At 66.8% G+C, this 25549-nt stretch carries 29 protein-coding genes, 1 pseudogene and 1 riboswitch; of the genes and pseudogenes, 15 read left to right on the forward strand and 15 right to left on the reverse strand.

The window, feature by feature from the left end; all coding sequences use genetic code 11:
• The first annotated feature begins 3 nt into the window (after nt 1-3).
• The 6 genes from guaD (at nt 4) to AC1RP5_RS28635 (ending at nt 5813) form a co-directional block, all read left to right on the forward strand.
• The gene (gene guaD, locus AC1RP5_RS28610) at nt 4-1323 is read left to right on the forward strand and encodes a guanine deaminase (protein ID WP_493116209.1); all 1320 of its coding nucleotides are present in this window, start codon (nt 4-6) and stop codon (nt 1321-1323) included.
• A 286-nt stretch (nt 1324-1609) separates the two neighbouring features.
• Nucleotides 1610-2335: a PhoH family protein gene (locus tag AC1RP5_RS28615; RefSeq protein WP_493116211.1), complete on the forward strand. Its 726-nt coding sequence runs from the start codon at nt 1610-1612 to the stop codon at nt 2333-2335.
• Between the two features lie 282 nt (nt 2336-2617).
• Nucleotides 2618-4504 carry an excinuclease ABC subunit UvrC gene (uvrC, locus tag AC1RP5_RS28620; RefSeq protein WP_493116214.1) on the forward strand — a complete coding sequence of 629 codons (1887 nt, stop codon included), beginning with the start codon at nt 2618-2620 and terminating at the stop codon, nt 4502-4504.
• Nucleotides 4479-5090, forward strand: coding sequence for a CDP-diacylglycerol--glycerol-3-phosphate 3-phosphatidyltransferase (pgsA, locus tag AC1RP5_RS28625; protein WP_493116216.1), 612 nt, complete (start codon nt 4479-4481; stop codon nt 5088-5090). Before uvrC ends, pgsA begins: the two co-directional genes overlap by 26 nt.
• Nucleotides 5087-5338 (forward strand): MoaD/ThiS family protein, encoded by a 252-nt coding sequence (locus AC1RP5_RS28630; protein ID WP_493116218.1) that lies wholly within the window; start codon nt 5087-5089, stop codon nt 5336-5338. Before pgsA ends, AC1RP5_RS28630 begins: the two co-directional genes overlap by 4 nt.
• Nucleotides 5339-5342: 4 nt before the next feature.
• Nucleotides 5343-5813 (forward strand): molybdenum cofactor biosynthesis protein MoaE, encoded by a 471-nt coding sequence (locus AC1RP5_RS28635; protein ID WP_493116220.1) that lies wholly within the window; start codon nt 5343-5345, stop codon nt 5811-5813.
• A 44-nt stretch (nt 5814-5857) separates the two neighbouring features.
• Here the strand turns inward: AC1RP5_RS28635 and AC1RP5_RS28640 are convergent, their stop codons facing one another.
• The 6 genes from AC1RP5_RS28640 to thiO all read right to left on the reverse strand — a co-directional run bounded on the left by AC1RP5_RS28640 (nt 5858) and on the right by thiO (nt 11104).
• Nucleotides 5858-7555: an FAD-dependent oxidoreductase gene (locus AC1RP5_RS28640; protein ID WP_493116222.1), complete on the reverse strand. Its 1698-nt coding sequence runs from the start codon at nt 7553-7555 to the stop codon at nt 5858-5860.
• Between the two features lie 40 nt (nt 7556-7595).
• Entirely contained in the window at nt 7596-8555 is a 960-nt protein-coding gene (locus AC1RP5_RS28645; RefSeq protein WP_493116224.1) for a ThiF family adenylyltransferase, read from the reverse strand.
• Entirely contained in the window at nt 8552-9151 is a 600-nt protein-coding gene (locus AC1RP5_RS28650; protein ID WP_493116226.1) for a thiamine phosphate synthase, read from the reverse strand. Before AC1RP5_RS28650 ends, AC1RP5_RS28645 begins: the two co-directional genes overlap by 4 nt.
• Nucleotides 9152-9154: 3 nt before the next feature.
• Nucleotides 9155-9931, reverse strand: coding sequence for a thiazole synthase (locus AC1RP5_RS28655; RefSeq protein ID WP_493116228.1), 777 nt, complete (start codon nt 9929-9931; stop codon nt 9155-9157).
• 2 nt (nt 9932-9933) lie between these two features.
• A complete protein-coding gene (gene thiS, locus AC1RP5_RS28660) occupies nt 9934-10131 on the reverse strand; it encodes a sulfur carrier protein ThiS (RefSeq protein ID WP_493116230.1) in 198 nt (65 codons plus the stop codon).
• Nucleotides 10100-11104, reverse strand: coding sequence for a glycine oxidase ThiO (thiO, locus tag AC1RP5_RS28665; protein WP_493116232.1), 1005 nt, complete (start codon nt 11102-11104; stop codon nt 10100-10102). The genes thiS and thiO overlap by 32 nt, the downstream gene beginning before the upstream one ends.
• Nucleotides 11100-11216: riboswitch (TPP riboswitch) on the reverse strand. Its footprint overlaps the gene before it by 5 nt.
• A 57-nt stretch (nt 11217-11273) precedes the next feature.
• Here thiO and AC1RP5_RS28670 point away from each other — a divergent pair.
• Complete coding sequence (locus AC1RP5_RS28670) at nt 11274-11834, forward strand: hypothetical protein (protein ID WP_493116234.1); 561 nt, start codon at nt 11274-11276, stop codon at nt 11832-11834.
• 10 nt (nt 11835-11844) lie between these two features.
• Here AC1RP5_RS28670 and AC1RP5_RS28675 read toward each other — a convergent pair whose 3' ends face one another.
• Together AC1RP5_RS28675 and AC1RP5_RS28680 are read right to left on the reverse strand one after the other, a co-directional pair.
• Nucleotides 11845-12777 (reverse strand): branched-chain amino acid aminotransferase, encoded by a 933-nt coding sequence (locus AC1RP5_RS28675; protein ID WP_493116236.1) that lies wholly within the window; start codon nt 12775-12777, stop codon nt 11845-11847.
• Nucleotides 12778-12909: 132 nt separating this feature from the next.
• Nucleotides 12910-13406 (reverse strand): annotated as a pseudogene (locus tag AC1RP5_RS28680) (glutathione S-transferase N-terminal domain-containing protein).
• A 102-nt stretch (nt 13407-13508) separates the two neighbouring features.
• On the opposite strand from AC1RP5_RS28680, the gene AC1RP5_RS28685 reads away from it, so the two are divergent.
• From AC1RP5_RS28685 to AC1RP5_RS28700, 4 genes are all read left to right on the forward strand, one after another.
• Nucleotides 13509-14000 carry a MarR family winged helix-turn-helix transcriptional regulator gene (locus AC1RP5_RS28685; protein ID WP_493116238.1) on the forward strand — a complete coding sequence of 164 codons (492 nt, stop codon included), beginning with the start codon at nt 13509-13511 and terminating at the stop codon, nt 13998-14000.
• Nucleotides 14001-14006: 6 nt separating this feature from the next.
• Entirely contained in the window at nt 14007-14705 is a 699-nt protein-coding gene (locus AC1RP5_RS28690) for a response regulator (RefSeq protein ID WP_493116240.1), read from the forward strand.
• Entirely contained in the window at nt 14702-16057 is a 1356-nt protein-coding gene (locus AC1RP5_RS28695) for an ATP-binding protein (RefSeq protein WP_493116242.1), read from the forward strand. The genes AC1RP5_RS28690 and AC1RP5_RS28695 overlap by 4 nt, the downstream gene beginning before the upstream one ends.
• Nucleotides 16058-16124: 67 nt before the next feature.
• Nucleotides 16125-17219 carry a branched-chain amino acid aminotransferase gene (locus AC1RP5_RS28700; RefSeq protein ID WP_493116244.1) on the forward strand — a complete coding sequence of 365 codons (1095 nt, stop codon included), beginning with the start codon at nt 16125-16127 and terminating at the stop codon, nt 17217-17219.
• A 161-nt stretch (nt 17220-17380) separates the two neighbouring features.
• Here the strand turns inward: AC1RP5_RS28700 and AC1RP5_RS28705 are convergent, their stop codons facing one another.
• On the reverse strand, nt 17381-18154 hold the full coding sequence (locus tag AC1RP5_RS28705; protein WP_493116246.1) for a GntR family transcriptional regulator: 774 nt from the start codon (nt 18152-18154) through the stop codon (nt 17381-17383).
• Between the two features lie 106 nt (nt 18155-18260).
• Between AC1RP5_RS28705 and AC1RP5_RS28710 the strand changes: the two genes are divergently transcribed.
• Genes AC1RP5_RS28710 through AC1RP5_RS28720 form a run of 3 tightly spaced genes read left to right on the forward strand, consistent with a single transcriptional unit; the run spans nt 18261 to nt 21222 of the window.
• Nucleotides 18261-19250, forward strand: a complete 990-nt coding sequence (locus tag AC1RP5_RS28710; protein WP_493116248.1) for a Bug family tripartite tricarboxylate transporter substrate binding protein — start codon at nt 18261-18263, stop codon at nt 19248-19250.
• A gap of 11 nt (nt 19251-19261) precedes the next feature.
• The gene (locus AC1RP5_RS28715; protein ID WP_493116250.1) at nt 19262-20332 is read left to right on the forward strand and encodes a TauD/TfdA family dioxygenase; all 1071 of its coding nucleotides are present in this window, start codon (nt 19262-19264) and stop codon (nt 20330-20332) included.
• A 14-nt stretch (nt 20333-20346) separates the two neighbouring features.
• Nucleotides 20347-21222 (forward strand): isocitrate lyase/PEP mutase family protein, encoded by an 876-nt coding sequence (locus AC1RP5_RS28720; RefSeq protein ID WP_493116252.1) that lies wholly within the window; start codon nt 20347-20349, stop codon nt 21220-21222.
• A 102-nt stretch (nt 21223-21324) separates the two neighbouring features.
• On the opposite strand, the gene AC1RP5_RS28725 is transcribed toward AC1RP5_RS28720, so the two are convergent.
• The 5 genes from AC1RP5_RS28725 to AC1RP5_RS28745 all read right to left on the reverse strand — a co-directional run bounded on the left by AC1RP5_RS28725 (nt 21325) and on the right by AC1RP5_RS28745 (nt 24500).
• The gene (locus tag AC1RP5_RS28725; protein WP_493116254.1) at nt 21325-21663 is read right to left on the reverse strand and encodes a tRNA-binding protein; all 339 of its coding nucleotides are present in this window, start codon (nt 21661-21663) and stop codon (nt 21325-21327) included.
• A 104-nt stretch (nt 21664-21767) separates the two neighbouring features.
• On the reverse strand, nt 21768-22202 hold the full coding sequence (locus AC1RP5_RS28730; protein WP_493116256.1) for a phasin family protein: 435 nt from the start codon (nt 22200-22202) through the stop codon (nt 21768-21770).
• A gap of 129 nt (nt 22203-22331) precedes the next feature.
• Entirely contained in the window at nt 22332-22967 is a 636-nt protein-coding gene (locus AC1RP5_RS28735; protein WP_493116258.1) for a TetR family transcriptional regulator, read from the reverse strand.
• The gene (gene proC / locus AC1RP5_RS28740; RefSeq protein ID WP_493116260.1) at nt 22964-23761 is read right to left on the reverse strand and encodes a pyrroline-5-carboxylate reductase; all 798 of its coding nucleotides are present in this window, start codon (nt 23759-23761) and stop codon (nt 22964-22966) included. Before proC ends, AC1RP5_RS28735 begins: the two co-directional genes overlap by 4 nt.
• Nucleotides 23762-23765: 4 nt before the next feature.
• Nucleotides 23766-24500, reverse strand: coding sequence for an enoyl-CoA hydratase/isomerase family protein (locus AC1RP5_RS28745; RefSeq protein ID WP_493116262.1), 735 nt, complete (start codon nt 24498-24500; stop codon nt 23766-23768).
• A 69-nt stretch (nt 24501-24569) separates the two neighbouring features.
• Here AC1RP5_RS28745 and AC1RP5_RS28750 point away from each other — a divergent pair, with 69 nt between their 5' ends.
• The gene (locus AC1RP5_RS28750; RefSeq protein WP_493116264.1) at nt 24570-24833 is read left to right on the forward strand and encodes an accessory factor UbiK family protein; all 264 of its coding nucleotides are present in this window, start codon (nt 24570-24572) and stop codon (nt 24831-24833) included.
• Between the two features lie 12 nt (nt 24834-24845).
• On the opposite strand, the gene AC1RP5_RS28755 is transcribed toward AC1RP5_RS28750, so the two are convergent.
• Entirely contained in the window at nt 24846-25502 is a 657-nt protein-coding gene (locus AC1RP5_RS28755; protein ID WP_493116265.1) for a glutathione S-transferase family protein, read from the reverse strand.
• Nucleotides 25503-25549: the final 47 nt, after the last annotated feature.

A 25549-nucleotide genomic window follows, 5' to 3' on the forward strand; every position in this document is an offset into this window, starting at 1 on the left:
GCGATGTCTTCCCCAGCGCGACTGACGGCCATCCGCGGACCGGCCCTCACGTACACCGGCGATCCGTTCCGCGACGGCCTCGACCGGACCCTCGTCCACGAACCCGACGCGATCGTGGCCATGCAGGACGGGCGCATCGCGCATTTCGGCCCCGCCGACCGTATCGCGCCGCTGCTGCCGGCCGGCACCGAGATCCGCGACTTCGGCAAGGACGCACTGATCTCGGCGGGCTTCGTCGACACCCACGTGCACTTCCCGCAGACGCCGATGATCGCCAGCCACGGCTCGCAGCTCCTCGACTGGCTCGATCGCTACACCTTTCCGACCGAGCTGAAGTTCGCCGACCGCGCCTATACGCGAAAGGTGGCGCGCACCTTCCTGCAGGAGAACCTGCGCAACGGCATCACGACGAGCTGCGTCTACTGCACCGTCCACGCCCATTCGGCCGAGATCCTGTTCGAGGAAGCCGAGGCGCTTGGCCTGCGACTGGCCGCCGGCAAGGTGCTGATGGACCGCAACGCGCCGGACGGTCTGCGCGACACCGCCCAGTCGGGCTACGACGAGTCGCTGGCGCTGATCCGCAAATGGCACGGTCGCGGTCGCCTGCTCTACGCCATCACGCCGCGCTATGCCGGCAGCAGTTCGCCCGAGCAACTCGCCGCTGCCGGCGCCCTGTGGCGCGAGCATCCCGACTGCCTGATGCAGACGCACATCGCCGAGACGCGGGCCGAGGTCGCGTGGATCAAGGAGCTGTTCCCCGAGCGCGGCAGCTATCTCGACGTCTACGATCATCACGGGCTTTGCGGGAAGCGCGCGGTGTTCGGTCATGGCATCTGGCTGGGCGACGAAGAACTGCAGCGCCTGCATGCGGCCGATGCCGCGATCGCCCATTGCCCGACATCGAACTTCTTCCTGGGCAGCGGCATGTTCGACATCACGCGCGCGACGCGGGCCGAGCGGCCGGTGCGCGTCGGCCTCGGCACCGATCTCGGCGCCGGCACGTCCTTCTCGATCCTGCAGACGCTCAACGAGGCCTACAAGGCGGCGCAGCTCAACCACCAGTCCCTGTCGGCCGGCCACGCCTACTATCTCGCGACGCGCGGCTCCGCGGCGGCGCTGCATCTCGAAGACAAGGTCGGCAGCATCGCCCCGGGCATGGAAGCCGATCTCGTGGTGCTCGACATGCGCTCGACGCCGCTGATCGCCTTCCGCATGGACGAGGCCCGCGACTTCGCCGAGCAGCTCTTCGTGCAGATGATCCTGGGCGACGACCGGGCGGTCCAGGCGACCTACGTGGCCGGCCGGCTGGCCCATTCCCGCTGAAGACGAATTGCTTTCCCTAGCGTTAAATTTCAGTGGCAGACCATAAATATGGTGGCCGAAGGGCGAGATTGGGACTAGGGTTCCTTCGGTAGCTGAAGGAGGGTTTTTATCCGTTCGAGGACATGTCCCCCGACGGAATTTGGTTCACCGGTGGAACTCCCACCGCGTGCCCTATCGGCATCACCCTTCAGCCAGACCATCGATCGCCAACGCCTCCGCTCGCCGGGGGCGTTTTTGTTTTGGGCGATCGGTCCCGCTCCCCTGACCAAGACACCGGAGTAAGAATATGGCCAAACGCGCCGCACGCCGAGCCAAGCTGCACGCCATCGATGGTGCCCGTATTCACAACGTCATCTTCGACCACACTCCGGCCAATGACCGTGACCAGAGCTACATCAAGAAAGTCAGGCCGCGCAGCGACAACCAACGGGTCCTGATGGAAGCGATAGAATCCAAACCGCTGACCGTGGCCCTCGGGCCGGCGGGCACCGGCAAGACCTACCTGGCGATCTCCGCCGCCGTCGAAGCCCTGGAAAACGGCACCGTCTCGCGCATCGTGCTGTCGCGGCCGGCCGTCGAGGCGGGCGAGAACCTGGGCTTCCTGCCGGGCGACATGCGCGAGAAGCTCGATCCCTATCTGCGCCCGCTGTGGGATGCCCTGAACGACCGCCTGGGCCCCAAGCGCCTCGCCCAGCATCTCGACGACGGCACGATCGAGATCGCGCCCGTCGCCTTCATGCGCGGCCGGACGCTCAACAATGCCTTCGTGCTGATCGACGAGGCCCAGAACTGCACCTACGGCCAGCTCAAGATGCTGCTGACCCGCCTCGGCTGGCATTCGACGATGGTGATGACCGGCGATCCCGACCAGACTGATCTGCTGCCGGAACTGTCCGGACTGGCCGCGATCGGCACCAAACTGGAAGGGCTCGAGGACGTCGCCGTGGTGCGCCTGACGCAGGGCGACGTGGTCCGTCATCCGCTGGTCGGCCGCATGCTGTCGGTGCTGTAAAGCCACCGATTTTATCCACAGATCGAAGCGGGACAGCCGATTGGACCAATCCGGGAACAAAAAGGATCGCCAGCTTTTTCTGTACTGAGATAAAAGGGGAAATACCCTAGTCAAAACATAAGGTTAAAGGAGGGGTGGCAGGCGACTGCCACCCCTCTTACATTGAGTCAATATGGTGACTCTTCGGTAACGCCCGATGGTCGTCAGGCTTCTTCACAGACTTCCCCACATGCCGCCGTTTGCCTTGTATGGGCGCGACGGCGACACCATTCTCCGCCTCCCGTGACCGACGAAACCGACCTCGATCAGCCCCCCAGCGAAGGCTCGCTTGCCGACGGCATGCGGATCATCGCCGACTTCGTGCGGACCCTGCCGCGCAAGCCCGGCGTCTACCGCATGATCTCGGCCGAGGGCGAGGTTCTGTATGTCGGAAAGGCGCGCTCGCTGCGCAGCCGGGTCGCCGCCTACACCCAGCCGAACCGGCTCGCCACGCGCCTGATCCGGATGGTCTCGGCGACGCGGACCATGGAATTCGCCGTCACCGACAGCGAAGCCGAGGCGCTGCTCCTCGAGAACAACCTGATCAAGCGCTTCCGGCCGCGCTTCAACGTGCTGCTGCGCGACGACAAGTCGTTCCCCTACATCGTGATCCGCCGTGACACCGACTGGCCTCAACTCGCCAAGCATCGCGGCACGCGCGAGCCGGCCAACGAATATTTCGGGCCCTTCGCCTCGGCCACCGCGGTCAACCGCACGCTCTACGCCCTGCAGCGCGCCTTCCCGCTGCGCTCCTGCTCGGACGGTGTCTTCTCGACCCGCACGCGGCCCTGCCTGCAGTACCAGATCAAGCGCTGCACGGCGCCGTGCGTCGGCCGCATCGAGAAGCCCGAATACGACGCCATCGTCGAGGATGTGCGCGGCTTCCTCGGCGGCCGCAATCGCGAGATCCAGCAGACGCTGTCCAAGCGCATGGAGCAGGCGTCGGGCAATCTCGAATTCGAGAGCGCCGCCATCCTGCGCGACCGTATCCGCGCGCTGGCCCACATCACGTCGCACCAGTCGATCAGCCTGCCGTCGATCGACGAGGCGGACATCTTCGCGGCCCACGCCGATAGCGGCCAGATCTGCATCCAGGTCTTCTTCCTGCGCGCGGGCCAGAACCTCGGCAACCGCGCCTACTTCCCGAGCCATGGACGCGACCTCGACGAGCCGCAGGTGCTGGAAGCCTTCATGGGTCAGTTCTATGAAGCGCGCCAAGCGCCCAAGCTGGTCCTGACCAGCCATGACATCCCGGAGCGCGAGCTGATGGAAAACGCGCTGGCGCTCTCGGCCGGCCACAAGGTCGAGATCCGCCAGCCCAAGCGCGGCGACCAGAAGGACGTGCTCGACCAGGCGGTGAACAATGCGCGCGAAGCGCTGGCCCGCCGCATGGCCGAACGCGGCACGCAGCGCACCCTGCTCGAAGGCGTGGCGCGCGTGTTCGGCCTCGACGCTCCACCCGAGCGCATCGAAGTGTACGACAACAGTCACATTCAGGGCACGGCGGCGATCGGCGCGATGATCGTGGCCGGCCCCGAGGGCTTCACCAAGAATTCGTATCGCAAGTTCAACATCAAGACCGAGGGCGCGGCGGGTGACGACTTCGCCATGATGCGCGAAGTGATGAACCGACGGTTCGGGCGCGCGCTGAAGGAGAACCCGGAGCGCGACGACGAGCAGTGGCCCGATCTGCTGCTGATCGACGGCGGCCAGGGCCAGCTCGAAGCCGTGCGCGGTGTGATGGCCGAACTCGGCCTCGAGGACATTCCTCTGGTCGGCATCGCCAAGGGCCCGGACCGCGATGCGGGCCGCGAGCGGTTCTTCATGACCGGCAAGCAGCCCTTCTCGCTCGAGCCGCGCGATCCCGTGCTCTACTTCCTGCAACGGCTGAGGGACGAGGCGCATCGCTTCGCGATCGGCACGCACCGCACGCGCCGTGCGGCCGACCTGACCCGGTCGGCGCTCGACGAGGTGCCGGGCATCGGCGCGGGCCGCAAGCGCGCGCTGCTCAATCATTTCGGCAGCGCCCGTGCGGTATCGGGAGCCACCCTGGAGGACATCAAGTCGGTGCCCGGAATCTCCGGGGCGCTCGCCCAAAAAATCCATGACCACTTCCGGGGTGGCCGGTAAGGTTGCGGCGATGCTGTTCAATCTTCCCAACATGCTCACCCTGTCGCGGATCGTGGCGATCCCGCTGGTGGTCGCCTGCTTCTGGCTCGATCGCGGCTGGACGCAGTGGCTGTCGATGGCGCTGTTCGTAGCCGCCGCGGTGACCGACTGGTTCGATGGCTATTTCGCGCGGCGCTATCACCAGATCTCGCGCTTCGGCCGCTTCCTCGATCCGATCGCCGACAAGCTGCTGGTCGCCGCCGCGCTGGTCATGCTGGTCGACAACAGCACCCTGGCCGGCGTGAACGTGCTGGCCGCGCTCATCATCCTCGCACGCGAGATCCTGGTCTCGGGCCTGCGCGAATTCCTGGCGGAGCTGCGCGTCGGCCTGCCGGTCAGCGCGCTCGCCAAATGGAAGACCGCCGTGCAGATGGTCGCGATCGCCGCACTGCTGGTGGGCGATGCCGCCTCGCCGTGGGTCACGCAGGCCGGCATCGTGCTCATCTGGATCGCCGCTGCGCTGACGCTCATCACCGGCTACGACTATCTGCGCACCGGCCTGCGCCACATGGCGGAGGATACGCCGGCGTCGGGCGGTCAGAAGTGAAGATCCGCTACTTCGCCTGGATGAAGAAGACCGTAGGCGTGCCCGAGGAAGAGGTCACACCGCCGGCCGACCTCGACACGGTGGGCGATCTCATCGTGTGGCTGCGCGATCGCAGCCCCGGTCATGCCGAAGCGCTGGCCGAAGGGGCCGCCTTCGGCGCAGCTGTCGACCAGCGCACGGCGACCTTCGACGTGAAGCTCGCGGGCGCGCGCGAAGTCGCCTTCTTCCCGCCCTTCACCGGCGGCTGATCCCGTGACCGTGCGTGTCCAGGAAGCCGACTTCGATGTCGGCGCGGAACTGGCCCGCCTCACCGACGGCAACAAGCGGATCGGCGGCCTCGCGATCTTCGTCGGTCTCGTGCGCGAAATGCATGTGCGCGAAGGCTATCACCGCGACCGGGTCGATGCGCTGACACTCGAACACTATCCCGGCATGACCGAGACGGCGCTGGAGGAGATCGAGGCCGAGGCGCAGAAGCGCTGGCCGCTCGAAGCGACCCTGATCGTGCATCGCTACGGCCGCATGGAACCGGGCGAGCGCATCGTGCTGGTTGCCGTCGGCTCGCCGCATCGCGAGGCTGCCTTCGAGGCCTGCGAGTTCCTGGTCGACTGGCTGAAGACCAAGGCGCCCTTCTGGAAACTGGAAGAGACGCCCAAGGGCGATCAATGGGTCGGCGCCCACCAGGACGACGACGCAGCCGCCGCCCGCTGGGAGAAGAAGTAGCTCCTCATCGGACCGCGAGCCTCCAGGCCCGCGGTCCAAATGAGCTAAGCCGTCTTCTCGGCCGCCTCGTTGATCGCTTCCAGCACGCCATGGATCTGCGCGACGACGTTCGCGCCCTCGCCGATCGCGGCACCCACACGCTTCACCGATCCGTAACGCACGTCGCCCACGGCGAAGACGCCCTGCACGTTGGTCTCGTAGGCGACCGGCGGACGTTCGGGACACGGCGCCTCGACGTCGGCGCCGGTGCGGATGAAGCCAGTGCGGTCGACGTCGATGCCGCAATCCTTCATCCATTCGGTCGCGGGCTCGGCGCCCAGGAACTGGAAGACGTGACGGATCGGGCGATGCGTATCTTCACCGCTCGGACGATGTCGCCACTTCACGCTGCGCAGGCCGACCTGTTCGGAGCCGACGAGTTCGACGATCTCTGTCTCGGACAGCACCTCGACGTTCGGCGCCGAGGCGATGCGATCGATCAGGTAGCGCGACATGGTGTCGGCGAGGCCATTGCCGCGCACGAGGATCCAGACCTTCGCGGCATGGCCCGACAGGAACACCGCCGCCTGTCCCGCCGAGTTGCCGCCACCGACGATGATCACCTCGGCATTGACGCAGAGCTTGGCCTCGATCGGCGAGGCCCAGTACCACAGGCCGCGATTGAGGAAGTGATCGAGGTTGGGCAGCGTGAGCTTGCGATAGCGCGCGCCCGAGGCGATCACGACCGTCTTCGCCTGCACCCGCCAGCCGTCGGTCATCTCCAGGGTCATCGGGCGTTCGAGTCCGCCGCCGCAATCGAGCCGCGCTACTTCGAGCGGGATGACGAATTGCGCGCCGAACTTCTGCGCCTGCACGAAGGCGCGTGCGGTCAGCGCCTGGCCCGAGATGCCGGTCGGGAAGCCGAGATAGTTCTCGATACGGGCGCTGGCGCCGGCCTGGCCACCGAAGGCACGGGTTTCGACCACCAGCACCGACAGGCCTTCCGACGCGGCATAGACGGCGGTGGAGAGACCGGCCGGCCCGGAGCCCACGATCGCGATGTCGTAGATCCTCGGCTCGGCGCTCTCCTGCAACAGGCCGATGCAGAGCGCCAGCTCCTGTTCGCTGGGATTGCGCAGGACCGTGCCGTCGGGACAGACGACCAGCGGATACTCCTCGGGATCGGGCGACAGGCGCTCGATCATCTTCGCCGCGTCGGGATCGTTCTCGGGATCGAGAATTGTATGCGGCTGCCCATTGCGCGTCAGGAAGCCTTGCAGGCGGATCATGCCGGGCTGGGTGAGTTCGCCCACCAGGATCGGCCCGACGAGGTTGACCTCGATCAGGCGGACGCGGCGCAGGATCAGCGCCCGCATGATGCGTTCGCCCAGCTCCGCTTCGGCCACCATCAGCGCCCGCAGCCTGTCGTGCGGCACGATCAGGGCCTCGACGTCTTCCTCGGCGCGGACGTCGACCATCGCCGGCTGGCCGGAGAGTTCGGCCAGCTCGGCCGCGAAATCGCCCGGTCCCATGTCGGTGATGGGCGAGACGTGGCCCAGCCCGTCATGACCCAGAATCGCGATCCGGCCGGACAGGATGACGGACATGCCGGGACTGTCTTCGCCGGTCCGCGCCAGGAATTCGCCGGCCTTGAACTGCTGCTTCTTGCCGAAGCGCCCGATGCGCTTCAGCTCCGCCGCCGACAGGACGGGATACATCTGGTGACGACGGGCTTCTTCCATCGTCGGAACAGGATCGGCCACGCAGCAACTCCTTCAGGCTAGTGCGGCCACTGTGGCCGCTCTAGCCGAGGGCTACCAGCGCAAGATTTGTGACACCACGCTCGCGCAACCGGTCCGCCGCCATCAACGCGCGCTGGCCGCTGCGGCAGGCCAGCACGACCCGGCCGTCGGGCGTGCCGAGCTCGTCGATCGTATCGACGACCAGACGCTTTGCGCCGGCGAAGGGCGAGACCGGCGCTTCGTCGAGACCGCGCAGGTCGACCACGATATCGTCGGGCCGCACGGCATCGGGCGCGATGAACGAAACCTGGCCTTCGGGTTCCGGACTACCCTCGAAGCCGAAACCTCCGAACGCCAGCCGCCGCGCGTCGAAGGTGACGACGCGGCCCAGCGCCGTCGGTTCGAGGCCGAGCAGCAGATGAAGGGTGAGATGCGCCTGCAGGCCGCCCAGCACCGCGACCGCGGTGCCGATCACGCCCACCGTGGCGCAGGTGCCGCCATCGACCGAGACTTCGGGAAACACCGCACGATAGCTGGGGCCGCCGCCGCAGAAGGCGCCGGCATATCCCGTCATGCCGATCACCGAGGCGCTGACCAGTGGCTTGGCCGCGGCATGGCAGGCATCGCTCAGCATGTAGGTCACGGCAAAACTGTCGGCGGCGTCGACGACGACATCCGCATCCGCGACGAGGCGTTGGGCGTTCTGCGGCGTCAGGCGCTCCTGCACCGTGTCGATGCGCACGCCGGGATTGAAGCGTTGCAGGACAGCCCGCGCCGCCTCGACCTTCGGCTTGCCGATGTCGGACATGCCGTAGAGAGGCTGGCGATGGAGGTTCGTCTCCTCGACCGTATCGTGATCGACGATGGTGAGACGGCCGACGCCGGCGCCGCTGAGATACTGCAGCACCGGACAGCCGAGGCCGCCCGCACCCACCACCAGCACCGAGGCGGCGGCAAGGCGCGCCTGCCCCGCTTCGCCGATCTCGGGCAGCACGGCCTGGCGGGCGTAGCGGTTGGTCATTTCTTTCTCGTCGCGGCGATCCAGGCCCTGGCCTGGGCGATCGGATCGGCGTGATTGACGATGTCACCCACGACCGACGCGATGTCGGCGCCCGCCTTCAGGCAGAGCAGCGCGCGTTCCAGGGTGAGGCCACCGATCGCGACCAGCGGCTTGTCGCCAATGAGCTTCTTCCATTCGGCCAGACGCTCGGTGCCCTGCGGCGCCCAAGGCATCTGCTTCAGCACGGTCGGCCAGATCGGGCCCAAGGCGACATAGTCGGGATCGATGGCGAGACCCTTGTCGAGCTCGGCGTGGTCGTGCGTGCTGACGCCAATCTTGATGCCGGCGCGGCGCACCGCTTTCACGTCGGCATCGACCAGATCCTCCTGGCCGAGATGGACCCAGGCGCAGCCTTCGTCGATGGCGACCTGCCAGTAGTCGTTCACGATCAGGTCGGCGCCGTGCTGCACACACACCGCCTTGGCCTCGCGCACCTGACGGCGGATCTCGGCCTCGGGCTGGTCCTTGATGCGGAGCTGAATGAGCTTCGTGCCGACGGGCACCAGCTTCAGCACCCAATCCGAATTGGGCACCACCGGATAGAAGGGATCGAGCATCTCTTAATCTCCAAGCGCGGCTTTGCCGATCACCGGCGTCGACGGCACGGCCATGTCGCGCGGTTCCATCGGGCGCGCAAGATAGGCGGCGCGGCCGGCTTCGACGCCGAGCGCGAAGGCTCGTGCCATCTCGACTGGATCGCCCGCTTCAGCGACCGCCGTATTCAGCAGCACCGCGTCGTAGCCGAGTTCCATCGCAGCGGCGGCATGCGAGGGCACGCCCAGTCCGGCATCGACCACCAGTGGGATGTCGGGGAAGTGCGCGCGCATCGAGCGCAGGCCATAGACGTTGTTGAGGCCGCGCGCTGAACCGATCGGTGCACCCCACGGCATCAGCACCCGGCAGCCTGCCTCGACCAATCGCTCGGCCACGACCAGATCCTCGGTCGTGTAGGGAAACACCTCGAACCCGTCCTCGGAGAGGATGCGTGCGGCTTCCACGAGGCCGAACACGTCGGGCTGCAACGTGTCGGCCTCGCCGATCACCTCGAGCTTGATCCACGGCGTATCGAACAGCTCGCGCGCCATGTGGGCGGTCGTCACCGCTTCCTTCACAGAATGACAGCCGGCGGTGTTGGGCAGCACGCGCACGCCCATCGACTGGATGAGAGACCAGAAAGCCTGCCCGGCCTTCCCCGCGCCGCTCTCGCGCCGCAGCGAGACGGTCACGACTTCCGCAGCCGACGCCTTGATCGCGCGTTCGAGGACCGCCGGCGAGGGATAGCGCGACGTGCCGAGCAGCAGCCGCGACTTCAGCTCGACGCCATAGAAGGACGACATCGTTATCCTCCCTGCATCGGCGCGACGACTTCGATCTTGTCGCCGTCGGCCAGTTCGGTGCGCGGCCGCGCGGCGGCGGCGACGAAGCGGCCGTTCACCGCCGTCGCGATCTTGCGACCGCCGAAGCCAAGCGATTCGAGTGCCGCGGCCAAAGTGCCCGGCGCGACCTCATGCATGTCGTCGTTCAGGAATATCCGCATCTCTCGTCTCCAGAAGAACGGCGTCGGCCACTTCCCGCGCCAGCCAGGGCGCAAGCAGGAAACCATGCCGGAAAAGACCGTTGGCGTGCAGCACGCGGCCGTTGCGTCGCACGCACGGCAGATTGTCGGGAAAAGTCGGCCGCAGGTCGGCGCCCAGTTCGATGATCTCCGCCTCGCCGAAGGCCGGGTGCAACGTGTAGGCCGCGTTCAGCAATTCGACCGCCGAGCGCACGCTGACGCCGCGGCGCTCCTCGCTCTCGATCATCGTGGCGCCGATCATGAAAATCCCGTCGCCCCGCGGCACGATGTAGAGCGGGATGCGCGGATGCAGCAGCCGCACCGGCCGCGCCAGCGATATGTCGTTGGTGTGCACGACCACCATCTCGCCGCGCACGCCGCGCAGGTCGGGCAAGGCATCGCGCGCCGCGAGGCCGCGGCAATCGACGACGAAGTCCGAACCAGCATCGGACAGCGTCGCGCCAACCCCGAACCGGATCGGAACGCCACGCGCTGCAAGACCCGCCGCGAGGGATGCCAGTGCCTTGCGCGGCTCGAGATGAGCTTCGTCGGGGAAAAACAGCGCGCGACGGAAGCGACCGGCGAGATCGGGTTCGAGTGCGGCGATGCCGTCGCCATCGAGCCATTCGTGCCGCTCGGTGCGCGCGGCGAAGCGCGTGAGATCGGCGGCATCGCGCGCCGGCGCGACCACGAGGCTGCCCTTGCTGACCGTGCCGGGGAAATGTTTGCGCCACCAGTCGATCGACGGTGCGCCCAGGCGCGCCACCGCTTCGTCGGTGGTCGCGCGCTCGCACCACGGCGCCAGCATGCCGCCCGCCATCCACGAGCAGGCGCCCTCGCCCAGATGGGCGGCGCGCTCCAGCACCTCGACGGCGATACCGCGATCGGCGAGCTCCGTGGCACAGGCAAGTCCTGCGACGCCGGCTCCGATGATTGATACGACAGGTCGATCCAACGCTTGCTCCCGTTCCTTCGCCGGCATGACCCGGATCAGGTTCAAAGGGTTCAGCCATACGGCTGTCTCAGCCCGTCTTCCGCAGGAAGGTCGGGCACCCCTCGGACGTCATCGAGAAAAGGGGATTGCGGCCCCCGATGTCAAGCGGGAGCGGCATCGCTTATGATTCATGGCTGCCCATGGAGATTGTATCATCGGCTCGCTCTTCGAAGCCGTCTTTGCCGTCATCGGCCTGGCCGCCGAACTGGTGCTTGGCGTCGTCGTCTGGCTGTTCCGGCCGGTCTTCCGTGCGATTGGCAGCAGCCTGGGTCTCGATCGGCGAAAGACCGTGCCCACCGGCATCAAGCCGCGTGAGCTGCCCCGGGAGGCAACAGACGGGATTCTGGCGGCCCTGCAGGCCGACAAGGACGCCAAGGCGGCGCTGTCGTCGGGCTGGCGCGGCTCCTACGCGGCGATCTCGTGCGACTTCGAGCGGATCGGCGACGTGACGATCGGAGCCGAGGTTCGCCTCATCCTCGAGCCCGACAATACAGATCGCGAGGACGCAGTGCGCGCCGAGGTCGATCTGCCCGACCGATCCACCGTGCAGATCGGCTATCTGCGGCGAGGCCATGAGCTGGGCAAGAGCATCGCCCATGGCCGTGTCCGGTGCTGGTTCGCCTCCCGCCGCAAGACCTTGCGGGTCGAAGCGTGGGAGGCCGTGCTCTTCGTCGCCGTCTACGATCCGTAGACGGCGAAGGTCACGCCGCCAGCGACGAGGCCGGCGTCATGAGATGCGTGGCCTCGCCGAAGCCCTCGCTGTCGGGTTGGCGCACCAGCTTCTGGAAGTCGGCCATCAGGGTCTTGGCGATGGGGCCGGCCTGGAAGTGATGTTGGTCGATCGAACCGACCGGCACGATCTCGGCGGCGCTGCCGCAGAGGAAGACCTCGCTGGCTTGCGCCAACTCCTCCGGCATCACGTCGCGCTCCTCGACCGTCCAGCCACGCGCCTTCGCCATGCCCATCACCGCGCGGCGCGTGATCCCGTCGAGGAAGTTGTGCGGCGTCGGGGTCACGAGCTTGCCGTCGATCACCAGGAAGATGTTGGCACCCGTCGTCTCGGCGATGCGGCCCTTCCAGTCGAGCATCAGCGCATCGTCGAAGCCGGCCTTCAGTGCACGGTCCTTCTCGATGCCGCAGATCACGTAGAGGCCGGCCACCTTGGCGTGGCCCGGCGCCGTCTCGGGCGAAGGCCGGCGATACTTCGCCATGGTGACGTTGATGCCGGCGTCACGCGCCTGCACCGACAGGCGACCTTCCTGCGCCCAGGGCGCGATGGCGAGATGGACCGTCGTGCCGACCGCCGACACGCCCAGCACCTCCGAGCCGCGCCAGGCGATCGGGCGGATGTAGCCGGCGCTCAGGTTGTTGGCCTTCACCACGGCGCGGGTCGCCTCGTCGATCTGTTCCCGCGACCAGGGCAGGTCGTAGTCGAGCAGGTTGGCCGAGCGGATCAGGCGGGCGCTGTGGGCGGCGAGGCGGAAGACGCGGCCGTCATAGATGCGCTCGCCCTCGAAGACGGCGGAGCCGTAGTGCAGCGCATGGGTCAGCACATGCATGCGGCTCTCGCGCCACGGCACCAGCTTGCCGTCCAGCCAGATGAAACCGTCCCGATCGTCCATGGTTAAGGACATTGCGATATCCTCCTGAGATTGATTCCGAATGGGTCTTTTGAGATCGACAGATCACAACTATCTATTCAATTAGGTCAATAATACTGACCTTGTCAATCACACTGACCGCGCAAGAATCTTTCGTCAGGATTTTCAGGTGAGGAGGAGCGCCATGCCGGGATCGCCCTTTTCCATCGCACGCCGGTAGGCCGGGCGGGCCGCGCTTCCAAGAGGCCGAGCGCGAGGCCGAGACGCCCCGTCATCGCCTTGAGCAGGGGATTGTCGGCCGGGAGATCGAGCCTCCCCAGGATCATGTTGCGTCCCGTCGCGGGCTGCAGCGTGCCGTTGGCGAAGTGGAACCAGTAGAGGAATTGCGCGAAGTCGGGATGGTCGGGCGGCAGCACCAGCCGGCCTTTGCCATGCTTCGCGATGATCCAGTCGACGATAGCGCCGGACTCGGCCAGCACGACGTCGCCGTCCTGGATCACCGGCGCAGAGCCGAGCGGATGCAGTGCCTTGTAGTCGGGCGGCGCCAGCCGGGTGACCGCATCGCGGTCGTAGATCTTCAGGTCGTAGGGAATGCCCAGCTCCTCGCAGAGCCAGACGATCCGTTCGGACTGCGACTTGCCGAGATGGTGAACGGTCAGCATGGCGTCCTCGCACGGAGAAAGAAAATGTCTGGAAGGAGGCTCGCGCCGTAACACCCGCTCGCGCGGGGTGTCAACGCAACGCGCCCGCTCTATAAAGATGACGTGGAATCCAGAGCCCCCGCCAATCCCCTGTTCCTGCGCGACGAAGAGCTGCGCCAGGGCATCGAGCTGATGTTCTATGCCTATCGCGACTTCACCTTCGAGTCCGACCAGCAACTCCGGCACTACCAGCTGGGCCGTGCCCATCATCGCGCGCTCTACTTCATCGGCCGACATCCCGGCCAGACCGTGGGCCACCTCCTCTCGATCCTGAAGGTCACCAAGCAGTCGATCAGCCGCGTGCTGAAGGATCTGATCGAGCAGGGCTATGTCGAGCAGAAGAGCGGCGCCCGCGACCGCCGCGAGCGGCTGCTGTGGCTTTCTCCGAAGGGCCAGGAGCTGGAACGCGATCTGACCGACCGCCAGAGCCAGCGCTTCGCGCGCGCCTATCGCGAGACCGGCGCCGAAGCGGTCGAGGGCTTCCGCAAGGTCCTGCTCGGACTGCTCGATCCGCCGGAGCGGCTGGTGGTCGACAAGCGCTTGCGCGGCCGCTAGCGGGCCATGGACGTTTCGTCCGACAAGCCGCACATCCTGGTTGTCGACGACGACACGCGCTTGCGTGAATTGCTGAAGTCCTTCCTGTCGCGCAACGACTTCCGCGTCTCGACCGCGGCCAACGCCGCGGAGGCGCGACAGCGGATCACCTCGCTCGACTTCGACCTGATCGTGCTCGACGTCATGATGCCGGGCGAGACCGGCCTCGAATTCGCGGCCGAGCTTCGCCGCACCGACGACGTGCCGATCCTCATGCTGACGGCGATGGTCGAGACCAAGGACCGCATCGCCGGCCTCGAGACCGGCGTCGACGACTATCTCGGCAAGCCGTTCGAGCCGCGCGAGCTGCTGCTGCGCATCCAGAGCGTACTGCGCCGCGGACGCCCCGCCACCGCGTCGTCCGAACCGCAGCGGGAGGTCTCGTTCGGCCCGATGCAATTCGACCTCGAGCTGGGCGAGCTCACCCACAAGGGCAAGCGCGTGGCGCTGACCGACGCCGAGATCACCCTGATGCGCGCCTTCACCGGCCGCATCGGCGAGGTGCTGAGCCGCGAGACGCTGTGCAAGATGGTCGGCGCCAACGTGAACGAGCGCGCCATCGACGTGCAGGTGACGCGCCTGCGCCGCAAGATCGAACCCGACCCGTCGTTCCCCCGCTACCTGCGCACCGTCCGCGGCCAGGGCTACCGGCTGGTCGACGCATGAGGTGGAGCGCGATCGGCGACGTCTTCGAGCGCATCGCACACTGGTCGGACAAGCACTCTCCGCAAACCCTGTTCGCGCGCGCGCTGATCATCATCGTGGTGCCGATGCTGCTCTTGCAGGCGCTGTCGGCCTGGTGGTTCTACAGCCAGCGCGGCGACAACGTGACCAACCGACTGGCCATCCTGCTGGTGCGCGACCTGCGCCTGCTGATCTCGCTGCGCTCCGACTTTCCCGACGACGAGCACCGCAACTGGATCCTGCGCCGCTCGGCCCAGGACCTGCTGCTGTTCGTGTCGTTCCGCAAGGGCATCGTGCGACCCTTCAAGGAGCCGGAATATTTCGACATCGTCGCGCGCGAGGTCCAGGGCGCGCTCAACGCCGACCTGAAGCGGCCCTTCTTCCTCGACAACAATATCGGCGGCGGCCAGCTCTTGGTGGAGATCCAGCTTTCGGACGGCGACGTGATGGACGTGCTGGTGCCGCATGTGCGCCTCACCTTCGGCTCGAGCTTCGCCTATGTCGTGGCGCAGCTCGGCCTCGCCCTCGTCCTCTTCGGCCTCGCCATCTGGTTCATGCGACGCGAACTCGTGCCCATCGAACATCTCGGGGTGGCGGCCGACGCGCTTGGCAAGGGGCGCGACGTGCCCGACTTCGCCTTCTCCGGCGGCACCCGCGAGGTGCGCAACGCCGCCACCGCCTTCCATACGATGCGCATCCGCCTGCGGCGCTCGATCCAGCAGCGCACCGAGATGCTGGCCGGCGTCAGCCACGACCTGCGCACGCCGCTCACGCGCATGAAGCTCTCGCTGGCGATGCTGCCGGATTCGCCCGAGACCAAGGAACTGGCCGACGACGTCGCCGACATGCAGCGCATGATCGAGGGCTATCTCGCCTTCGCGCGCGGCGAGGGCGACGAGGATCCGGTGATGACCGACCTGTCGGAGATCCTCGAAGACGTGGCGGCCGGCGCGCGGCGCGACAATGCCAGCCTCGACCTCGGCTGGAAGGGCGACATGACCGTCGAGCTGCGCCCGATCGCCATCAAGCGCTGCCTGACCAACATCGTGTCGAACGCGCTGCGCTATGCCAGCCACGTGCGGCTGGAGGCAGTGCGCGGCCGGACCTCGGTCGAGATCACCGTCGACGACAACGGCCCCGGCATCCCGCCGGACAAGTACGAGGACGTGTTCCGGCCCTTCTTCCGCCTCGACGAATCGCGCAACGTCGATACCGGCGGGGTGGGCCTCGGCCTCAGCATCGCGCGCGACGTGGCGCGCAGCCATGGCGGCGACGTGACGCTCGCCCCCTCCTCGCTCGGCGGTCTGCGCGTGATCGTGCGAATTCCGCTATGAGCGTTGCGCGCTGGGGCTTGCAGGCCGGCCGCCTGTGATAGAGTGACGGAAATATTTCGAGAGAAAAATGTCCAAGACACAGTCGCTTCAGTTCAGCCGCCATCTTCATTCGTCGCCGCTTCCCGCCGAACAGCGCGCGGCGCTGCTCAAGAACCCGGGCTTCGGCCGGGTCTTCTCCGACCACATGGTGACCATCCGCTATCACGAGTCCCAGGGCTGGCATGACGCCCGGGTCGAGCCGCGCGCGCCGATCCCGATGGACCCGGCTTCGGCCGTCCTCCACTACGCGCAGGAGATCTTCGAGGGGCTGAAGGCCTACCGCACCGCCGACGGCGGCGCGACGCTGTTCCGCCCGCTGGAGAACGCCCGCCGCTTCGCGCAGTCGGCCGAGCGCCTTGCGATGCCGGTCCTGCCGGAGGACGTGTTCCTCGAGGCCGTCGACCAGCTCGTGAAGATCGACCGCGCCTGGATCCCCGACGGCGACGGCAGCCTCTACATCCGGCCCTTCATGTTCGCGAACGAGATCTTCCTCGGCGTGAAGCCCTCGTCGGACTACCTGTTCATCGTCATCGCCTCGTCGGTCGGCGCCTACTTCAAGACCGATGCGCCCGCCGTGTCGGTCTGGGTCTCGCAGGATTTCACCCGCGCGGCACCGGGCGGCACCGGCGCCGCCAAGTGCGGCGGCAACTATGCCTCCAGCCTGCAGGCGCAGGCCGAGGCGACACGCCATGGCTGCGACCAGGTCGTGTTCCTCGACGCCGTCGAACAGCGCTGGGTCGAGGAGCTGGGCGGCATGAACATCTTCTTCGTCTTCGACGACGGCTCGATGATCACCCCGCCGCTCGGCGGCACGATCCTGCCGGGCATCACGCGCAACTCGCTGCTCACGCTCGCCAAGGACAAGGGCGTCGACGTCCGCGAGGAGCGCTACTCGATCGACCAGTGGCGCGCCGATGCCGCCAGCGGCCGCCTGCGCGAGGCCTTCGCCTGCGGCACCGCCGCGGTCGTCACGCCGATCGGCACGGTGCGCAGCAAGGACGGCGAGTTCAAGATCGGCAATGGCGGCTCCGGCGCCAAGACCGAGGACCTGAAGGCCGCCCTGGTCGGCATCCAGCGCGGCCGCGCGCCCGATCCGCACGGCTGGATCCACAAGGTCTACTAGGCGCTACTTTCCCGAATCGACCAATCCACCTCACCCTGAGGAGACGCGCGTAGCGCGGCGTCTCGAAGGGTGGGCAACAGGCGCGGTGCTCGTGCCCATGCTTCGAGACGCGCTCCCGCGGAGCGCTCCTCAGCATGAGGTTTGTGTTGGTGAATCCGACATCATCTCCCGACGTCGTGCAGCAGCCGCCCGACGTTGTAGCCATCGATATCGTCGGCACTCACCTCCATGACGAGGCGGGTGCGCTGGGGCGTCGTCCACACCGTGACGTAGTGCACCGGCGCACCCTCGCGGTTGTGCACCAGGCGATCGATCTTGAGAGTCGCCGAGTTGATCTCGACGTCGAGCGCGCGCGCGACGAACGGATCGGCGAGGGCTGCATTGACCTCCTGCGCGACGCCGCCCAACCGCTCGAAGCTGCCGGCGATCAGCTCGTGCAGCGAGGTGGTCTTCAGCGCCTCCTCGGTAACCGAGGTGGCGAAGGGCAGCGGAATCCAGCCGTCGAGCAGGGTCACCGGCTGGTTCTCGAAGGACCGCACGCGCACGAGATGCAGCGCCTGTTCGCCGTCGGCCAGGCCGAGAGGAATGGCGATCGGCTGCGGGCAGCGCTCCACATCGAGCGCCAGGATCCTCATCGTCGTTTCCTTGAGCGTGCGCCGCAGGTCGCCGATGAAGCTGAAATCCGGACCGTGCTTGGTGTCGCTGGTCTTGGCCGTGACGAAGGCGCCGACTCCCTGGCGGTTCTGGACGAAACCATCGTCGGCCAAGTCCGACAGCGCACGCCGCACCGTGATCCGCGAGATCGAGAATTCTCGGCAGAGCGCCTCCTGCGTCGGCAGCGCTTCTCCCGGCCGATAGCGGCCCGAGACGATCTGCTCCTTCAGCAGCACGTAGAGCTGCCGGTGCAACAACGCGCCGGCGGCGTTCAGCTTCATGCCGACACCCGATTTCGCCTTTCGGTCCTGACTGCCGGGGCCGCTTGCGCCTGTATCCATGACCATGTTGTACTAACTATATACCAATGAAAAAGGAGGAAAGAGGATGGCTAGGAGTATCACAGCCGCGTTTGCCGGCATCGCGCTCGCGTTCGCCCTCATGGCTCCTGCTGTGGCGCAGAACGCCTCACCTTCCAAGTCGGCTTTCACCCCCACCAAGTCCGTCACCATCATCGTGCCCTACAGCCCGGGCGGCGGCACCGACGCCGTCGGCCGCCTGATGGCCAAGGCCCTCGAGGAGAAGTGGGGCCAGACCGTCATCGTCGACAACCGCACCGGCGGCAACGGTTCGGTGGGCGCGGCCCTCGTCGCCCGCGCCCAGCCCGACGGGCACACGCTGGTGCTCGCCGTCTCGGGCATCGCGATCAACGCCCACCTGATGAAGCTGCCCTACGACACGGCGACGGCCTTCGCGCCGGTCACCGCGGTCGCCTATCCGGTCGCGACGCTGCTCGCGACGCCCGACCTGCCGGCCAACGACCTGAAAGGCCTGGTCGAACTGGTGCGCAAGGAGGGCCCCGAGAAGCGCACCTCTGCCAGTCCCGATCCCGGCAGCCGCCTGCTCGCCGAGCGCATCTTCGACAGCGCCGGCATCAAGCTGATGAATGTTCCCTACAAGGGCGCGGCCTCGTTCGTCGGCGACATCTCGGCCGGCAGGGTCGACGTCGGCATCGCCAGCGTCACCTCGGGCCTGTCGTTGATCAACGCGGGCAAGCTCAAGGCGCTGGGCATCATGGGCACGCAGCGCATCCCCGCTCTGCCCAACGTCGCGACCTTCAAGGAGCAGGGCTTCTCCGGCCTCGACGAGAATTCCTGGTACGGCCTGTTCGCGCCGGCCGGCACGCCGCCCGCCACCGTCGAGGCGATCCAGAAGGACATTGCCAGCGTGCTCGCGGTCCCGGCGTTTCGCGACAAGATCATCGAATACGGCTCGCTGCCCGGCGGCGACACGCCGGCCGCCTTCACCGAACGCTTCCAGCGCGACCTCAAGGAGTCCGGCGAAACGATCCGCCGGCTCGGCATGACCGCGGACTGACGGAGGACATGATGACCAAGACCTCTCCCACTTCCTGGACCGTCGCCGATGTCGAGACGGACAAAGGCTGGATCTACGCGCTGTCGCCGGCCGAGGGCGCCGACCTGATCGCGACGGTGCGCAAGGCGGGTCCGGCCGACCGGCCGATCCTGTCGTGGCGCCGCGAGGATTTCGATCTGGGCTCCGCGGTGCCGACGCTCGCCGCTGCGTTCCGCGAAGTGCGCGACGGGCGTGGCATGGCCCTGCTGAAAAACCTGCCGCGCGAGGGCGTCACACCCGATGAATTCAGGCTGATGACCTGGGCGATCGGCCTGCATTTCGGCGTCGCGCGTCCGCAGAACCGCGCCAGCGACTACATCACCGAAGTGAAGAACGCCGGCATGAGCTACCGCAGCCCGACCGGCCGCGGCTACAACTCCAACGCCGAGCTCGACTTCCATGTCGATGGGTCCGACGTCGTGCTGCTCTCCTGTTACAACCAGGCGCCGGTCGGCGGCATGAGCATGTGCGCAAGCGCCGCCACCGCCTACGACATCCTCAAAGTGGAGCGGCCCGACTATGCCGCGGCCCTGGCGACCGATTATACGTTCAGCCGCAACGGCGAGCAGTCCGAGGGCGAGGCCCCCTGGTATCCCGCGCCGATCGTCACCGAGGAGAATGGGCGCGTCTTCTGCAAGTGGAACCGCAACCGTATCGTCAACGCACAGAAGCTCGATGGCGCGACGCCGCTCTCGGAATTGCAGATCGAAGCGATGGAGTATTTCGACACGATCCTGCGCCGGCCCGGGAACATGTTCTGCATGAACCTCGAACCGGGCGACCTCCAGATCCTGTGCAACCAGACGATGCTGCACTCGCGCACCAGCTTCGAGGACCATGCCGACGAGGGGAAGAAGCGCACGCTCTACCGGCTGTGGCTGGCCCGTCCCGACTCGCGGCGACTGCCGCAGAGCTGGGAGGTGTTTTATGGCACTGTCGAACCCGGCGCCGTGCGCGGCGTGATGAAGGGCCAGAACTACGATGAAGTACGGCAGGGCTTCGACGCCCGCCAGGCCACGGCCATGGGCATGAAGGCCGCCTGAGGAGGAGAAGCGACATGTCTAAGGGCAAGATCTTCCGTGACGCCATGAAGCGCGGGATGGTGGCGGCACCGGGCTGCTTCGATTGCATCACCGCCCGCTCGATCGAACGCGCGGGCTTCGAGGCGGTCTACATGACCGGCGCCGGCACGGCGGCCAGCCTCGGCTATCCCGACTACGGCCTCGTCACCATGTCGGAGATGGCCGACAATGCCGGCCGCATCGCCACCGCGATCAAGCTGCCGGTGATCGCCGATGCCGATACCGGCTACGGCAACGAGCTGAACATGATCCGCACCGTGCGCGAGTACGAGAAGCGCGGCGTCGCCGGCATCCATATCGAGGACCAGGGCTTCCCCAAGAAGTGCGGCCATCTCGAGGACAAGACCATCGTGCCGATCGAGGATTACGTCGCCAAGATCCGCGCCGCGGTGAGCGCCAAGGTCGATCCCAACTTCATCATCATCGCGCGCACCGACTCTCGCGCCGTGCTGGGCTTCGAGGAAGCAATCCGCCGCGCCAATGCCGCGATCGAAGGCGGCGCCGACATGGCCTTCGTCGAGGCGCCGCAGACGCTCGAGGAAACGGCCTCGGTGCCGAAGCTGGTGAAGGGCCCGTGCCTGCTCAACATGGTGTGGAGGGGCAAGACGCCGGACCTCTCCATCGAAGAGGCCGGCAAGATGAACTACGCGGTGATGATCCTGCCGGGCGTGCTGACGCGCACCGTGGTCGGCGCCTGCGACGCGGCGCTGGCCGAACTCAAGGCCAAGGGCCGCCATCCCGCGCCGCTGTCCGACATCACGCCGCAACAGGGCTTCCGCCTCTCCGGCGCCGACGAATGGGACGGCTACCGCACCCGCTTCCGCGAGCCGCTGCCGAAGGCGGCGGAGTAGGTCATTGGAGCGCGCCACTCCAGTGGCGCTCGGACTGGGCCGACGATCAAGGCATGAGCGCAACTGGAGTTGCGCGCTCCGTGATCGCCGTCTCGCGTCTGGCTAAAACAGCTTCCCGCCGTTCGGCACGGGCTTGGTCGGCGCGATCAGGACCACGCTGCCGTCGCCGGCCGGGAAACCGAGCGTCAGGACTTCCGACATGAACTTGCCGATCTGGCGCGGCGGGAAGTTCACCACGGCGGCGACCTGGCGGCCGACCAGCTCTTCGGGCGTGTAGTGCACGGTGATCTGCGCCGAGGATTTCTTCGTGCCGATCTCGCCGCCGAAATCGATCAGCAGACGATAGGCGGGCTTGCGGGCACCTTCGAGGGGGGCGGCCTCGACGATGGTGCCGACACGGATGTCGACGCGTTCGAAATCTTCGTAAGCGATGGTCGTCATGATGCGACGACCCTAGAGCGCCGCACGCAAAAGAAAAGGGGCCACGTACGCGGCCCCTTTTTCCGGATCGGCGACAGGCCGACCCACGCTTACTCTAAAAACGCTTACTTCTTGGCGATCGCGGCCTTGACCTCTTCGGTCAGCTCGGCGACGCGGGCGCTCAGCGCCGTCACGGCTTCGGTCTGGCCCTTGGTGTAGAGGTCGGCCAGCTCCTTGGAGTTGGTGATCGCCGATTCGTACGACTTCTTCATGAAGTCGATCTGCTTGGCGGCCTTCTCCTCGACGGTCGCGGCGGCGAGGACTTCGCTGCCGTGCTTGGAGAGGTCTTCCATCGCGGCGCGGACCATGTCGCCCTGGCGCTGCGCGATCGTCTTGATCGACTCGACGGCGGCGGTGTTGACCGAGGTGATGGTCGCGAAGTTCTTGCGGGCGGTCTCGACGAAGGTCTCGACGTTGACGGCCGGCAGCTTGAACTCGCTGGAGATCTTGCTGAAGTCGAAGTCGGCGAAGGGGTTCTTGAAGGCGCCGTTGGCGTACATGGAAGTTCTCCTGCAGGACTAACAAAGGCTGAGCTAGGTGCCCCGCCTTTGCTGCGGTGCACAACGAAGCCTAAAATAGGGATGCGCTGCAGCGAGTCAAGGGTTGTTTTTGTGCACTGCACAAAACGTTCACCATGCGGGCGAAACCGGCGCCTCTTCGGCATCACGTGAACGCGGCGATTTCGTATATTTTTCAAAGAGTTGCGCCCAGCGCTCCGCCGTCTTCAGGCGACCATCGAGGGCTGCCATCGTCTTCGAAAGATCGCCCGTGTCATCGTTGTCGAACACGCGCGAGACGGCGTAGTGGATGGCCAGCAGCCCGTTCTGCCGCAGCGCACCGGACACGCCTTCACTGGGCACCGACGCCGCCTCCAGCATCGCCGACATCGATCGGCGCAGCGCCGGCCCCATCGCCAGGGCCACCATCGGGTCGTGCGTGCCCGCACGGCGCAGCGCGCGCAGCGCCGCGCGATGGGGCTTCAGCGCGTCGTAGCGGCGCATCATCACGTCGAACAGCCGGTCGCGCGCGGTCTCCTCGGGATCGTCGGTCGACGCCGTTCCGGCCAGGACCTCGGCATCGATGCGCGCCATGAACGCGGCCGCCAGGGACATCTTGTCGGGATGCAGCCGATAGAGATCGGCAAAGCCCACGCCCGCCGCCTGCGCCACCTCGCGCAACGACACGGCGGCGAAGCCCTTCTCGGCGATCAGGCCGAGAAAGGCGTCGAGGGCTTTGTCTGCCGTTTGATCCCCGGTCTCGCTCAACCCGCCAGCTCCTTCGAGCGATGCGAGGCCGCGGCGAGGGCCTTGTCGAACACCGGCTGGATTCCGTCGCTTGCCATCAGGACCTGCAGGGCTGCGGCGGTCGTACCGCCGGGACTGGTCACGTTAACGCGCAATTGCGACGCGGGCTCCTTCGACTGCTTCAGCAGCTCGCCGCTGCCCGCGACCGTCGCGCGCGCGAGCTGCATGGCCATCTCGGCCGGCAGCCCCGCCTTCACGCCCGCCGCGGCCATCGCCTCGACCAGCAGGAAGACATAGGCCGGGCCGCTGCCCGACAGTGCCGTGACCGGATCCATCAGCGCCTCGTCGTCGGCCCACAGGACCTGGCCGACGGCTTCGAGCAATTCGTGGCAGCGCTTCTTCTCGGCGTCGGTCACGCTGGCTGCCGCCGTCGCGACCGTGATGCCCTGACGCACCGCCGCCGGCGTGTTGGGCATCGAGCGCACGATCTTGGCGGTATGGCCGAGACGCGCCGCGAAGTAGCCCAGCGTCTTGCCGGCCGCGATCGAGAGGAACACCGAACCCTGGCCGGCAAACCGCCGCAGATCGGTCAGCGTCTCGTCCATCGACTGCGGCTTGACCGCCAGCACGACGATCTCCGGCGTCTCCGCCATCTCGGTCGAAGAGGAAACGACGCGGACGCCGGCATGCCGGGGCCGGATCGCCTCGACCGGTTCGGCGACGACGATGTCGGCTGCAACGAGTCCGCGGGCGAGCCAGCCATCCAGCATGGCGCCGCCCATCTTGCCGCAACCGACCAGCAGGAGTTTGCCCATGATGTCAGCGTCCCTTGAATTTGGCGGAGCGCTTTTCGCGGAAGGCGGCGGCGCCTTCCTTGCGGTCCTCGGAGTTGGCGATGGTTTCGAGCTTGTAGCGCTCCGGGATGAAGTTCTCGGCCGGGCCGCGCGGCAGCGTCTGGTTGGCGAAGTCACGCAGGGTGCGGATCACCAGCGGCGCGGACTGGGCGATGATCGTGGCCATGCGGCGCGCCTCGGCGCGTTCCTGGCCCAGCGGCACGACCTTGTTCACGAAGCCCACGTCATAGGCGCGCTTCACCGAGATCTCCTCGCCGAGCAGCAGCAGCTCCATCGCGACTTTGTGCGGCATGCGCGAAACGATGCCGGGCATCAGGCCGCCGAACACGCCGACCTTGGCCTCGGGGTACATGAACTTCGTCGTATCCGCAGACACCATGAGATCGCAGGTCATGACGAGGCAGATGCCGCCGCCGATCACCCATCCCTGGGTGGCGGCAATGACCGGCTTGGTCAGGGGATGGCTGACATGTGGCACGGCCTTCCACATGGCGGCGGGCGCATTGGTGAGGTCGGCGCCGACGCAGAAGGCAGGGCCCTCGGCCTGCAGCACGGCGACCTTGTCGTCGCCTTCCTCGAAGGCGCGATAGGCGTCGTAGAGTCCGTCACACAATTCCTGGGTCAGCGCGTTGCGCTTCTCCGGGCGCATCATGGTGATGGTGGTGATACCTTCGCTCGACTCGACTTTTACCAGGCTCACGGCGTCCTCCAGTGCTTCTTGCGCGGGATGCTACCAGCCGCCCATACTCGCCGCATCAGGAGAGCTGCCATGCAAACCCGCAATCCCTTCATCGACGACCTCACCAAGGTAGCCAACGGCGCGATGGGTGCGCTGACCGGCGTGAAGGACGAGGTCGAGGCGCGCATCCGCGACCAGATCGCCAAGATCCTGGACGGCATGGACATTCCGCGTCGCGACGAGTTCGACGCCGTCAAGGCGATGGCCGCCAAGGCGCGCGAGGAAAACGAAGAGCTGAAGAAGCAGATCGCCGAGCTGCAGGCCAAGCTCGGGACGCCGACCACGGAAGCGTAGGCGGCGGAGTAGCTACACGTAGCAGTGCAGCCGCTTGCCGGGCAGCAGGTCGTACGGTGCCTTCCAGCCGGGAAGCGCCGCCATGCGCAGAAGCCACGCATTCACGGCGGGATGGCTGACTGCGAGATCGTAGCCGGCTTCGTTCTTGGGGAACGACAGGTAGGCCATCATCGAGATGTCGGCGATGGTCGGCCGGTCGCCGATCGCAAACGCGCGATCCGCTAGATGACCGTTCAGGATTCCGAGATAGTCGTCGATGCGCTTGCGCAGGAAGTCGAGCACGACGGGATCGACCGACCGCAGGAAGGCGCGGTTGTAGCGGTAGGTCGCCATGTAGCCGGTGAGCTTGTGGTTATCCCAGAACAGCCAGCGCAGGATCTCGAACTTCTCCGCCTCGCTCTCGCCGCCGAACCGGCCATAGCGAGCGGCCAGTTGCAGCAGGATCGGCGCGGTCTGGGTCAAGCGCTCGCCGTCCACCTCAAGCACGGGGATCTCGCCCATCTCGTTGACCGTGGCGCGCCATTCCGGCGTGCGCGTGACGCCGCCACCGAAGTCCGTCCAGACCGGCTCGAAGGTCTGGCCGCACAGGGTCAGCATCAGCGCCAGCTTGTAGCTGTTGCCCGACTCGGGGAAGTAATGGAGGCGATAGGTCGGCGAAGGTTGGCTCATGGCGCGAGCCTAGACTGCTCGGGCCGCTCTGCCGAACGGAGTTCGGT

This window comes from Reyranella sp. GW821-FHT12G01, assembly GCF_058806575.1.